Raw genomic sequence first — 12,681 nt, 5'->3', positions numbered from 1 at the left:
TCAGCCTCCCGATTAATTATGATAAGCGGCAGTGTACTGCCCCTTATCATCTGTTTTTATGAATAATTCATTATTAAATTACTTATTATTCAACTTCGAGTATGCGGCAGGTATTGGTACTGCCAACTGTTCTCATCTGATCACCCTGAGTCACCAGTACTAAATCTCCGGTGGTGAGGTAGCCTTTATCACGCAGGCGGTTAACAGCTTCGCTTACCGCAGCGATCCCATCAGTGTGTGAACTACAATAAACAGGTGTTACACCACGATAAAGTGCGGTACGGTTTAAGGTCGATTCATGGCGTGACATGGAGAAAATGGGCAGGCCAGAGCTAATTCGAGACATCATGCGGGCCGTGCGACCAGATTCGGTCATGGCAATAATTGCTTTGACGCCTTTTAAATGATTGGCTGCATACATGGTAGACATTGAAATCGCTTCTTCAATGCTATCAAATGTAATATCCAAGCGATGCTTGGAAACATTGAGGCCCGGCATTTTTTCCGCTCCGATACAGACTTGTGCCATAGCAGCAACGGTTTCCGCTGGGTATTGACCTGCCGCAGTTTCGGCAGAAAGCATAACCGCATCAGTACCATCCAGTACCGCATTAGCAACATCCATGACTTCAGCACGTGTCGGCATTGGGTTGGTGATCATGGATTCCATCATTTGTGTGGCAGTAATCACGACACGATTCAGTTGGCGGGCACGACGAATCAGTTTCTTCTGTACACCAACCAGTTCAGGGTCGCCGATTTCAACACCAAGGTCACCACGGGCAACCATGACAACATCAGACGCCAGAATGATTTCGTCGATAATTTCGTCGTTGCTGACGGCTTCGGCTCGCTCAACTTTTGCGACGATTTGGGTTTCACAGCCTGCATCTCGTGCAAGACGACGGGCGTAATTCAAATCTTCACCTGAACGAGGAAAAGAAACAGCAAGATAATCAACATTAATTTTGGCGGCTGTAATAATATCTTCTTTATCTTTTTCGGTCAGGGCTTCGGCTGATAATCCACCGCCCTGTTTATTGATGCCTTTATTGTTGGAAAGTGGGCCTCCAACAGTTACTTCCGTGAAGACTTGCATGGCCTGAATTTTCAGGACTCTCAACTGAACGCGCCCATCATCCAATAGCAAGATATCACCGGTTGTTACATCAGACGGTAGACCTTTATAGTCAATACCGACTTTTTCTTTATTTCCTTCTCCCTTACCCAGATTGGCATCCAGCAGGAATTTATCCCCAACATTCAGGAAAATTTTTCCTTCTTTAAACGTGGATACGCGTATTTTAGGCCCTTGAAGATCACCAAGGATAGCGACGTGACAGTCTAAACGGGCGGCAATTTCGCGTACTTTATTTGCACGTTGGACATGATCTTCCGCTGTGCCGTGAGAGAAATTAAGGCGGACGACGTTGGCTCCCGCGCTGATAACTTTTTCTAGATTGTTGTCACGATCTGTAGCCGGGCCAAGTGTAGTGACGATTTTTGTTCTTCTGAGCCGTTTGGACATGTATTACTCCGTTGACCTATGAAGTATATATACCTTGTGTTTTCCAAGTTGCAGCTTTATTGACTGAGTTCACTCATTCTGGCCACATAGTTATCTATGTTTTCAGGAATTCATTCCCTTACCGTTGTGCTGTAACCCGAAATCCATTGGGTATATGGGTTTTTAATTACTTTAGAATAACCATTTTATTTGTTGAGCATTAACCCCGTGCTGCGAATATGCAGATAAGGAAAAGTCTATATATGCTATCAGTCTGGAGAGTTGATAAATAGTGAACAAAAACACAGTCTATTTTCTGGTTTATGATTCATGCTTATCAAACCGTGAATTACGCAACGCTTCTTTGACTCTCTTCAGGTTATCCCTGAATTTTGAGCCTCGGCGCAGTGTAAAACCGGTTGCCAGTACATCAATGATGGTTAATTGAGCAATTCTTGAAACCATCGGCATATAAATATCCGTATCTTCAGGAACATCCAGCAAAATGGAAAGAGTAGCTTCCTGCGCTAATGGGGAACCTGTTGAGGTAATGGCGATTACGGTTGCATCATTCTCGCGGGCCAGTTTGGCAATTTCTACGAGATTTTTTGTTCTTCCTGTATGAGATATCAGTACGACAACATCGCCTTCGGTACTGTTAATGCAGCTCATGCGTTGCATCAAAATATCATCAAAATAGGTAACCGGAATATTAAAGCGAAAAAATTTGTTCATAGCATCGTGGGCTACAGCCGCTGATGCTCCTAAACCGAAAAAAGAGAGCTTTCTGGCTTGTGTCAGAAGGTCGACGGCACGGTTAACTGCTGCAATATCCAGGTTACTTTTGGCCGTTTCCAGATTTGCCATAACTGATTCAAAAATTTTGTTTGTATAAGAGGTGACACTGTCATTTTCTTCTACGTTGCGGTTTACATAAGGTGTACCATTGGCGAGACTTTGGGCCAGATGTAATTTAAAATCGGGAAAACCTTTGGTATCGAGGCGTCGACAAAAACGATTAACCGTCGGTTCACTCACATTCGCCATTTTAGCCAGAGTGGCAATACTTGAATGGATGGCAGTTTGTGGTGAAGCAAGAATGACCTGCGCAACCTTTTTTTCTGACTTACTCAAAACATCAAGACTATTTTGGAGCCGTTCCAGTGTGTTCATAAAACGCAATTCAACCTCGGTTTTAGCGATTTCATTAACAGGAGAAATCTATGTCATTTTCATGAAAATATACTACTTGTTATGGAAAGCTGGCAGTGGGAACAACCGGATAACTTGAGATTTTTCATGAAAATATGACAAGTATCTAACTTTCAACTTGGTAAGATTACTTCTTAATCGTTGTAAATTTTCAGTTGATAGTTACCATTCGGTATAAACTCTGACCATATTATTAGTGAATATAACACTAATATGAATGTGAAAATAGCGTATAGAAAATGAGCATGAGGTTATTTAATAGCCTGCGCTCAATAAACTCACATTGCAACCAAAACAGCAGCAACGTGAAATACGAAAGAAGACATGAATAATCAGTGTTTACTGCATATAACCAAAAGAGTACATTACCCACAGATTCTGTAAAAAAATTACAATATCCCGTAATTGAGGAGATGCAACATGGCGGTGATGTCTACAGCTCAGGCTTGTAATTTGGTAATTTTTGGGGCGAAAGGAGACTTAGCACGCCGGAAATTAATGCCTTCCCTTTATCAGTTAGAAAAAGCGGGTTATATCCACCCTGATACTCGAATTATTGGCGTCGGTCGCGCAGACTGGGATAAAAAAGCCTATATCAAAGTCGTTGAAGAAGCGTTAGTTACATTTATGTCCGAGAAATTGGATTCAGAATTGTGGAAGAAGCTCAGTTCACGTCTAGAATTTTGTAATTTGGACGTAAATGAAACGGAACATTTCACCGAATTGGCAAAAATACTTAATAAGGATAACTTGCCTGCGATTCACTATTTTGCGATGCCGCCAAGTACATTTGGCTCAGTATGTCATGGATTGGGAGCTGCGAAATTGAATGCAGAACCCAACCGTGTCGTGATGGAAAAGCCATTAGGAACGGATCTTACTTCTTCCCGAGCGATTAATGATGAAGTTGCAAGATATTTCAATGAAAGCCAAATTTACCGCATTGACCATTATTTGGGTAAAGAAACCGTATTGAATTTATTGGCATTGCGCTTTGCCAACTCACTTTTTGTCAATAACTGGGATCATCACACGATTGATCATGTGCAAATCACTGTTGCTGAAGAAGTTGGCATTGAAGGACGTTGGGGCTATTTCGACCAGGCAGGGCAGATGCGGGATATGATCCAGAACCATCTTCTGCAAATCCTGACCATGATTGCTATGTCGCCACCGGCTGACTTAACAGCTGATCGTATTCGTGATGAAAAAGTAAAAGTACTGCGCTCATTGCGTCGAATTGATCACACCAATGTGCGGAAAAAAACTGTTCGCGGACAATATACGGCGGGTTTTGTGCACGGCAAGAAAGTTCCTGGTTATCTGGAAGAAGAGGGAGCCAATAAAGCCAGCAAAACAGAAACGTTTGTATCGATTCGTGTTGATATTGATGACTGGCGCTGGTCTGGTGTGCCTTTCTACCTGAGAACAGGGAAACGTTTGCCAGCTAAGTGTTCTGAAGTTGTTGTTTATTTCAAAGAGCCTTCTCTGAATCTGTTTGCAGAATCCTACCAGAAATTACCTCAGAATAAATTGACGATCCGCTTACAACCAGATGAAGGTATTGATATTGAAGTGCTGAATAAAGCGCCGGGGCTGGAGCATAAACATCGTTTGCAAACGACCAAACTGGATTTGAGTTTCTCCGAAACGTTTAATCAAACGCACCTTGCGGATGCCTACGAAAGATTATTGTTGGAAGCTATGCGCGGTATTCAGGCGTTGTTTGTCCGTCGTGATGAAGTGGAAGAAGCATGGAAGTGGGTTGATTCCATTATGGAAGCATGGGGTGCGGATAACGAACCACCAAAGCCTTATCAGGCAGGTACTTGGGGGCCAGTCGCTTCTATTGCCATGATTACCCGTGATGGGCGTTCATGGAATGAATTTGAGTAATTTGTATGTTATTTGATTTGTACTAAATCTACTCATTAAAATAATAGCTGGGCTTAATGCCCGGCTGTTATTAAATAATAAGATGTTATTGAACGTCATTCATTTATTATTCCAAAGTAACATACTATTTAAAAATAAATTACTGATCTGTGCTGAATCCATGTTTAATAACTTGAGCTTATGTCGAAAAATAACATAATAAAAATTGATTGTTGAGTTACTGGGATATAATATAGGCTGTCTTCCTTAAAATAATATTAGCTCTGCTAATTAAATTCGGTATTTGATGGCACATGCTTGATTATCTTGGAATGGCTGAGAATATGATGAATGAAAATAATAAGAAAATACAAGATGTTGCTTTTTATTTTGAACTATGGTAGAAATATTCCATTAACATTATCAATATGAGGGTTCGTAGTATATCACACAGTGAACATCGTGTGATGAAAGAATAAAATACCATGAATAGCGCCAAAAGCGTCAACATTCAACATAGTAAAAAAATTCAACGTTGTACCCACGTTTTTTTCCTATCAACTATCTTATCCAGTGAGCACTATTGGTGCGGCGCCCTTTAGGGCCTTCTCCTGCTAACCGGTTTTTCACCGGCATTTCCCTTTTGCCAAAATATTTCGCTAAAACGTCAGGTTGATTCTGACATTACGTAGTTGCATTTACAGCCGATCTTGTTGGCACTTATAGCTTGATATTTTGGCATGCTTATCAGTATGTTCAGGAGAAAAAAATGATTTATTGGATATTTCTTGCACTGGCAATCGTGGCAGAAGTGATTGGCACTCTGTCGATGAAACAAGCCAGCGTTTCGGGTGATTTTACAGGCATGATTGTGATGTACACCATGATCACAACTTCTTATATTTTGCTGGCAATTGCGGTAAAAAAAGTGGCATTAGGTGTAGCTTATGCGCTATGGGAAGGTATTGGGATCCTGTTTATTACTGCTTTTAGTGTACTGTGGTTCAATGAGTCACTGTCATTGATGAAAATTGGTGGATTGACATTATTGATAGCAGGTATTGCTTTGATCAAGGTAGGGTCAAAAAAAGCTCAAGACCATGCTTCAAACAATACATCACCCCCACCAAATAATGTTTTGAACAAGCAAGTCAAGGAGGCATGATATGCTAACCCAATTTGAATGGTGGCATGGTGCATTCCTGGTTCTGGCTGTTGTTTTGGAAATTGTGGCAAATATTTTATTAAAATTATCCAATGGTTTTCAGCGCTTCTGGATCGGTATTTTATCCCTGATTGCTGTTTTGGGTGCATTTAGTTCGTTAGCTCAGGCAGTAAAAGGTATTGAACTTTCCATTGCTTATGCTCTGTGGGGAGCGTTTGGCATTATTGCTACAGTAGCAGCCGGTTGGATCATGTTTAATCAACGACTGAATTTTAAGGGATGGGGCGGTATTGTACTGTTATTGATTGGTATGATTATGATTAAGATGGCTTAATTTTTACGTTTCATACCTTAAACTTCATTTTATACATTTATTTCCAAAATGGTATTGAACGAGCGAAAACTCGTTCAATACCCTGTTTTTTGATGAAGAAGCTTATAAAGCGGCGATAATTTTGATTTCTACTTTATATTTAGGATTCATCAATGCCGCTTGGACAGTGCAACGGACAGGAGCGCTTCCCGCAACAACCCATGCATCCCAAGCAGCATTCATACCTGCAAAATCGGCCTTGTCTGCCAGAAAAATCGTAGCATCCAAAATCTTACTCTTGTCTGAGCCAAGACGATGTAACAGTGTATCAATGATAGCCAGAGTATCGGCGGTTTGCTCTGTAATATTGCCGTCCAGCTTTTCTGGCACGCTGGTATAATAGATAGTGTCATTGTGAACGACCGCTTCTGACCAACGAGTATCTGGATCGATGCGTTTAATAGTCATTAAATCTCCTGTTAATATATACAGTTTATTTGCTGAATTGGGTGGTTATTACAACTCAGTATTGGCATAATTCTGCCACAATTTATTGAAAGAGACAGTTCGTGTCAGACGATTTTGCGAAAAATGGCGTACTTGCCAAAGCCATACCGGGTTTTAAGCCACGTGATGCTCAGCGGGAAATGTCTTCGGCTATTACTGTTGCGATCAAAAAACAGCAACAACTGGTAGTGGAAGCAGGAACAGGAACCGGTAAAACATTTGCTTATCTAGTGCCTGCTTTACGTTCCGGTAAAAAAGTAATCATTTCTACCGGTTCCAAAGCGTTGCAGGATCAGCTCTACAATCGAGATTTTCCTACTATCGTTGGTGCTTTAGGTTTTACAGGCGATCTGGCGCTATTAAAAGGGCGTTCAAATTATCTATGCCTTGAACGCCTTGAACAACAGTCGATCGGCAATTCTCAGATGGAAGCTGAAATATTGGCGGAAGTCATCAAATTGAGGCATTGGTCAGCCCATACAGAAGATGGCGATATTAGCAGTTGCCATCAAGTGGCGGAAGACAGCACTGTCTGGCCGCTGGTCACAAGTACCAATGACAATTGTCTTGGTAGTGACTGCTTTCGCTATAAGGAATGTTTTGTTCTGAAAGCCCGCCGAAAAGCGATGGAAGCAGATGTCGTGATAGTTAATCATCATCTCTTTATGGCTGATATGGTGGTTAAGGATACGGGATTCGGTGAATTAATCCCGCAGGCTGATGTTGTGATTTTCGATGAGGCTCACCAAATTCCCGATATTGCCAGCCAATACTTTGGTCAGCAGTTAAGTAGCCGCCAATTGATGGATTTATCACGTGATATCATCATGTCTTACCGTATTGAAGTGCGCGATCAGGCACAATTACAAAAAAGTGCAGATCGCCTTAGCCAAAGTGTGCAAGATTTTCGTTTGTCATTGGGTGAAAACAGCTATCGGGGCAATCTCCGCGAAGCCTTGCAACAGCAACAGGTTCAGCGGGCGTTAGTACGGTTGGATGATGCTCTTGAGCTTTGCTATGACGTAATGAAGTTTTCTTTGGGGCGTTCATCCATGCTGGATGCGGCTTTTGAGCGAGCAACGGTTTACCGCAATCGTCTTAAGCGTCTGATTGATGTCAACATACCCAATTACAGCTATTGGTTCGAAAGTTATGGACGGCACTTTTTGCTGGCACTGACACCGTTATCTGTCTCTGACAAATTCAGCGAGATGATCCATGAACAATTGGGTTGTTGGATTTTTACTTCGGCAACATTATCGGTCAATGAACAACTAAGCCATTTCACTGAACGTTTGGGGTTGAAACAAGCACAAACACTGCTCCTGCCTAGTCCATTTGATTATCAACGTCAAATGTTATTGTGTGTTCCACGTCATTTGCCATCGCCTAATCAGAATGGCGGCGCAAAATGGTTGGCTCGTATGTTGAAGCCATTGATTGAAAGTAATAAAGGACGTTGTTTTTTCCTCTGTACTTCTCATCAAATGATGCGCAGTTTGGCAGAAGAATTTCGTGCCAGTATGACATTGCCAGTATTGGTGCAGGGTGAGACAAGCAAGACACAATTGCTGACACAATTTATCTCAGCGGGTAATGCCTTGCTGGTGGCGACAGGCAGCTTTTGGGAAGGGGTCGATGTTCGTGGTGATGCGTTATCCTGCGTTATTATTGATAAGTTGCCGTTTACTGCGCCGGATGATCCATTGCTTAAGGCGCGTATTGAGGATTGCCAACTTAAGGGAGGAGATGCCTTTAATGAAGTTCAACTTCCTGATGCGGTGATTGATTTGAAACAAGGCGTTGGACGGCTGATTCGTGATATTGATGATTATGGTGTTGTCGTCATTTGTGATAATCGGTTAGTGATGCGTCCATACGGTGAGGTTTTTCTGAATAGTTTGCCTCCCGCTCCTCGTACACGTGATTTATCAAAAGCGATAGCGTTTCTGAAATCACGTCCATCAAAGTCAGGGTAAAATTGTCCGGAGTAAAATAATCAGAAGTAAAATTGTCGGAGCGATGATGTTGGGGCTATGGTAATATAGCCCCTTGTTTTTGAATTCTATTCTTGCCGGGGTTAAGGCATGTCCACGCGGATTTTAGCTATTGATACTGCAACTGAAGCCTGTTCTGTTGCACTTTGGAATGAAGGTGCTGTTGAGGCACAGTTTGAAATTTCCCCACGAGAACACACTCAACGTATTTTACCGATGGTTCAAGACGTATTATCAAAAGGTGATGTGAGTCTGCAACAATTGGATGCGTTAGCGTTTGGACGCGGGCCGGGCAGTTTTACCGGTGTACGGATTGGGGTTGGCATCGCTCAAGGTCTGGCATTAGGTGCTGAATTACCGCTGATTGGTGTTTCTTCTCTGAAAACGATGGCTCAAGGGGTTTTTCGTTTGAGGGGAGCAACAAATATTCTGGTTGCCATTGATGCCCGGATGGGTGAAGTCTACTGGGGGCAATATACCCGTAATTCGCAAGGTGAATGGCAAGGCGATGAAACGGAAGCGGTTTTGAAACCTGAACAGGTGCAGGAGATCATGAATGCCTTGTCAGGTGAATGGGCGATTGCTGGAACAGGGTGGGAAGCTTACCCTCAATTATTGCACAGTCACTTAATGCTGATAGCAAGTGATATCACTTTGCCTCATGCAGAAGATATGCTGCCACTAGCGGTTCAGATGTGGAAAGCGGGGGAGTCGACAGCAGTTGAACATGCTGAACCTGTTTATCTACGTAATGAAGTTACATGGAAAAAATTACCGGGTCGTTAAGGAATTCTGTTTGGTGAAATAAAATTTATTCAACTTATGGTAGGAAGCGGTGTCCATGAGTGTATACCCAATGGATTTCAAGATGCATCGCGGCGGCAAAGGAGCGAATCCCCCCAGGAGCATAGATAACTATGCGACCGGGGTGAGTGAGCGCAGCCAACAAAGAGGCAACTTGAAAGACGAAGGGTATAGAGAGCGAGAATGCGGTTAACCGGATTAATGGTTAGCTTAACAAGGTTTTTCTGAGTTGGAGAATTTATGCTCAATACAACATGCTATCGAAGCATATTGCAAGCGGCGGTACTGTTGGGAACTTTAGTTCTCGCGGGCTGTGTATCAGTTCCTGACGTTATTAAAGGAACAACCAAAACGCCGGTGGAAAATCTGCTTTCTGTCAAAAATGCACCTGAATTATACACTGGGCATGAAGGGCGTTTTGGTGGAAAAGTACTTAGTGTCTTAAATGAAAAAGACCAGACTCGATTGGAAATTTCTGCCATGTCACTGGCAGGCAATGCGGCCCCACGTTTAGGTACGCCTTCTCTGGGGCGAGTTTATGCCTACGCGAATACTTTTTTAGAACCCAGTGATTTTAAAGGTCATTATGTGACTGTTGTAGGTGTGATTACTGGTCTTGAGAACGGGAAAGTAGGTAATAGTTCGTATAATTATGTTGCAGTGAATGTCACGGGAGTGAAACGCTGGCATGAATCTCAGAGAATGATTTTTCCTTCCGCGATGAACACTGAACCATGGGGTTATTATGGTAATCCTTATGCTCCATTTTGGCGCGGTTATTCGTCACTTCAACCTGTATCAGTTGAAACGGTTTTAACTGAATAATTTTTAATTTTAAGAAACTCATATTTCCAAGCAAGGTTGCTAAAAACAGCATAAATACCCTCTATCTTTTATAAGCATATCTTATAAGCTAAACCCTATTATAAATTCTATTCTTAATAATTATCTTTTATTGGAGTATTCTTCTTATAACCGTTAGGAATAATGGAAGACTTTAAGTCAAAAATTAGTAAATCAGTGTATAATCAACGGATTATAAATTTAAGTGTTAATAGCTTGAATAATTCATTGATAAATAACAAAAAACATTCAGGCGGCAAAAGCTGCCTTATTTTTTTGCAGTAATTGTTTGTATTAAATTAGTGATGTATATCGCCAACCTGAACATTGTTTCTTTTCAAACTGGTACGCTGAGTTAATAATTTGTTAAATATATAGATCTGGTTTGTTTTATGGTCAGTGATTACATCGCAATTAGATTTCAGGAGTATTCAACTTGGAAAAAATCTGGCTAAAACATTATCCGGCAGATGTTCCGGCAGAAATCGATCCCGACCGTTATTCGTCGTTGATTGAACTGTTTGAAAATGCTGTGGCGCATTATGCCGATCAAGTCGCATTTATCAATATGGGCGAGGTAATGACGTTCCGTAAATTGGAAGAGCGTAGCCGCGCGTTTGCTGCCTATTTACAGAATGGATTGGGGTTGAAAAAAGGGGATCGCGTGGCACTAATGATGCCAAATTTACTGCAATACCCCGTAGCATTATTTGGCATTCTGCGTGCAGGTATGATTGTTGTAAATGTTAACCCACTCTATACCCCGCGTGAATTGGAACATCAGCTTAATGACAGTGAGACATCTGCTATTGTTATCGTTTCTAACTTTGCACATACCCTGGAAAAGATTGTCTTCAACACGCAGGTCAAGCACGTTATTTTAACACGCATGGGCGACCAACTTTCCCGTCCCAAAGGAACTCTTGTTGATTTCGTTGTTAAATACGTCAAACGGCTCGTGCCTAAGTATCACTTACCGGATGCCATTTCGTTCCGTAGTGCGATGCAAAAAGGCTACCGCATGCAGTATGTCAAACCGGATGTGAAAGGTGAGGATCTGGCTTTTCTGCAATATACGGGCGGAACCACAGGCGTAGCCAAAGGTGCAATGCTGACTCATCGTAATATGCTGGCAAACCTCGAACAGGCCAAAGCCAGTTATTCTCCGTTGCTGAGGTATGGACAAGAGTTAGTGGTAACTGCATTGCCGTTGTACCATATCTTTGCTTTGACAATAAACTGCTTGTTCTTCATAGAATTGGGCGGGCAAAATCTGTTGATTACCAATCCTCGCGATATAAGCGGTACGGTCAAGGAACTATCTCGTTATCGCTTTACTGCGCTATCGGGTGTTAACACACTATTTAATGCTTGGCTAAATAATCCGGAATTCCTGAAGCTGGACTTCTCCTCATTACGTTTATCTGTTGGCGGCGGCATGGCTGTGCAAAGAGTGGTGGCTGAAAAATGGCAAAACCTGACGGGTTGCCATCTATTGGAAGGTTATGGGCTGACAGAATGTTCTCCTCTGGTTGCTGCTAATCCACATAACTTGTCTTATTACAGTGGCAGTATTGGCTTCCCCGTTGCTTCAACAGAAATTAAGCTGGTAGGGAGTGATGATAATGAAGTTTCACTGGGCGAAGCAGGTGAAATGTGGGTACGTGGGCCACAGGTAATGAAAGGTTACTGGAACCGCCCTGATGCAACGGACGAGGTGCTGAAAGACGGCTGGTTAGCAACTGGGGATATTGCCAACATAGATGAAAAAGGTTTTTTCCACATTGTTGATCGGAAAAAAGACATGATTCTTGTTTCCGGATTTAATGTCTATCCAAATGAAGTAGAAGATGTTGTTTCTTCCCATCCTAAAGTGTTAGAGTCGGCAGCAGTGGGCGTTCCGAGTGAAAACTCAGGAGAGACGGTCAAAGTATTTGTGGTTCGTAAAGATCCCAGCCTGACAGAGGATGAACTCAAAACGCATTGCCGTCGTTACCTGACAGGATATAAGGTGCCGAAACTCGTTGAATTTCGCGATGAGTTACCAAAATCCAATGTAGGTAAAATTCTTCGTAAAGAGCTACGCAATGAAGAATTGGCAAAAGTGAATAATGTTACTACAAATTGATTATGTTTATTGCTATATCCCCATCGATTTACATATAGGCGGCTACACTGCAACCGCTTGAAAGAGGTGGGTATAGAGATAAATGAAATGTTTTAAGATTGCCTATTACATCAACAACGTCGGTTTTTACCGACATTGTTGTGCATGTTTTATGAATGCTAAAAGAATGATGTTTTAGAAAGCGAGATAGAAAATAAAGTTTGCTATATTAGTGAAGATGTGAGTTAATGGCGTTATCGGTTTGGAAGTACAGACCTATTTATGACAAGCAAGTTTAAAGCAGTTCACCATTTAGCGTTATCTTTGATATCCCTTCATTGCGAATTCCTT

General features: G+C 42.0%; 10 protein-coding genes. 7 read left to right on the top strand and 3 right to left on the bottom strand.

What is annotated here, in order from left to right; genetic code table 11:
- Window positions 1-85 precede the first annotated feature (85 nt).
- A complete protein-coding gene (pyk, locus tag BM135_RS08660) occupies window positions 86-1,528 on the bottom strand; it encodes a pyruvate kinase (RefSeq protein ID WP_092519356.1) in 1,443 nt (480 codons plus the stop codon).
- A gap of 300 nt (window positions 1,529-1,828) precedes the next feature.
- Window positions 1,829-2,680, bottom strand: a complete 852-nt coding sequence (locus BM135_RS08650) for a MurR/RpiR family transcriptional regulator (protein WP_092519354.1) — start codon at window positions 2,678-2,680, stop codon at window positions 1,829-1,831.
- Window positions 2,681-3,139: 459 nt separating this feature from the next.
- Between BM135_RS08650 and zwf the strand changes: the two genes are divergently transcribed.
- The 3 genes from zwf to mdtI all read left to right on the top strand — a co-directional run bounded on the left by zwf (window position 3,140) and on the right by mdtI (window position 6,093).
- Entirely contained in the window at window positions 3,140-4,615 is a 1,476-nt protein-coding gene (zwf, locus tag BM135_RS08645; protein WP_092519353.1) for a glucose-6-phosphate dehydrogenase, read from the top strand.
- Between the two features lie 748 nt (window positions 4,616-5,363).
- Complete coding sequence (mdtJ, locus tag BM135_RS08640) at window positions 5,364-5,759, top strand: multidrug/spermidine efflux SMR transporter subunit MdtJ (protein WP_245737341.1); 396 nt, start codon at window positions 5,364-5,366, stop codon at window positions 5,757-5,759.
- A gap of 1 nt (window position 5,760) precedes the next feature.
- On the top strand, window positions 5,761-6,093 hold the full coding sequence (mdtI, locus tag BM135_RS08635; RefSeq protein WP_092519352.1) for a multidrug/spermidine efflux SMR transporter subunit MdtI: 333 nt from the start codon (window positions 5,761-5,763) through the stop codon (window positions 6,091-6,093).
- 102 nt (window positions 6,094-6,195) lie between these two features.
- Here the strand turns inward: mdtI and BM135_RS08630 are convergent, their stop codons facing one another.
- Window positions 6,196-6,540 carry a RidA family protein gene (locus BM135_RS08630; RefSeq protein WP_092519351.1) on the bottom strand — a complete coding sequence of 115 codons (345 nt, stop codon included), beginning with the start codon at window positions 6,538-6,540 and terminating at the stop codon, window positions 6,196-6,198.
- Between the two features lie 101 nt (window positions 6,541-6,641).
- Here BM135_RS08630 and yoaA point away from each other — a divergent pair, with 101 nt between their 5' ends.
- The 4 genes from yoaA to fadD all read left to right on the top strand — a co-directional run bounded on the left by yoaA (window position 6,642) and on the right by fadD (window position 12,351).
- Window positions 6,642-8,558: a DNA repair helicase YoaA gene (gene yoaA / locus BM135_RS08625; protein ID WP_092519350.1), complete on the top strand. Its 1,917-nt coding sequence runs from the start codon at window positions 6,642-6,644 to the stop codon at window positions 8,556-8,558.
- Between the two features lie 108 nt (window positions 8,559-8,666).
- The gene (gene tsaB / locus BM135_RS08620) at window positions 8,667-9,362 is read left to right on the top strand and encodes a tRNA (adenosine(37)-N6)-threonylcarbamoyltransferase complex dimerization subunit type 1 TsaB (protein WP_092519349.1); all 696 of its coding nucleotides are present in this window, start codon (window positions 8,667-8,669) and stop codon (window positions 9,360-9,362) included.
- Between the two features lie 258 nt (window positions 9,363-9,620).
- Window positions 9,621-10,205: a Slp family lipoprotein gene (locus BM135_RS08615; RefSeq protein ID WP_092519348.1), complete on the top strand. Its 585-nt coding sequence runs from the start codon at window positions 9,621-9,623 to the stop codon at window positions 10,203-10,205.
- 454 nt (window positions 10,206-10,659) lie between these two features.
- Entirely contained in the window at window positions 10,660-12,351 is a 1,692-nt protein-coding gene (fadD, locus tag BM135_RS08610) for a long-chain-fatty-acid--CoA ligase FadD (RefSeq protein WP_092519347.1), read from the top strand.
- Window positions 12,352-12,681: the final 330 nt, after the last annotated feature.

The sequence above is a fragment of the Xenorhabdus japonica genome (genome assembly GCF_900115195.1).
Lineage (GTDB): Bacteria > Pseudomonadota > Gammaproteobacteria > Enterobacterales > Enterobacteriaceae > Xenorhabdus > Xenorhabdus japonica.
The sequence above is the reverse complement of the archived record's forward strand: the minus strand, read 5'-3'. Positions and strand labels throughout refer to the sequence as shown.

Bases quoted from the DNA above. Each gene is read 5' to 3' on its own strand.
- pyk (WP_092519356.1), bottom strand. From the start codon at position 1,528: ATGTCCAAACGGCTCAGAAGAACAAAAATCGTCACTACACTTGGCCCG.
- BM135_RS08650 (WP_092519354.1), bottom strand. From the start codon at position 2,680: ATGAACACACTGGAACGGCTCCAAAATAGTCTTGATGTTTTGAGTAAG.
- zwf (WP_092519353.1), top strand. From the start codon at position 3,140: ATGGCGGTGATGTCTACAGCTCAGGCTTGTAATTTGGTAATTTTTGGG.
- mdtJ (WP_245737341.1), top strand. From the start codon at position 5,364: ATGATTTATTGGATATTTCTTGCACTGGCAATCGTGGCAGAAGTGATT.
- mdtI (WP_092519352.1), top strand. From the start codon at position 5,761: ATGCTAACCCAATTTGAATGGTGGCATGGTGCATTCCTGGTTCTGGCT.
- BM135_RS08630 (WP_092519351.1), bottom strand. From the start codon at position 6,540: ATGACTATTAAACGCATCGATCCAGATACTCGTTGGTCAGAAGCGGTC.
- tsaB (WP_092519349.1), top strand. From the start codon at position 8,667: ATGTCCACGCGGATTTTAGCTATTGATACTGCAACTGAAGCCTGTTCT.
- BM135_RS08615 (WP_092519348.1), top strand. From the start codon at position 9,621: ATGCTCAATACAACATGCTATCGAAGCATATTGCAAGCGGCGGTACTG.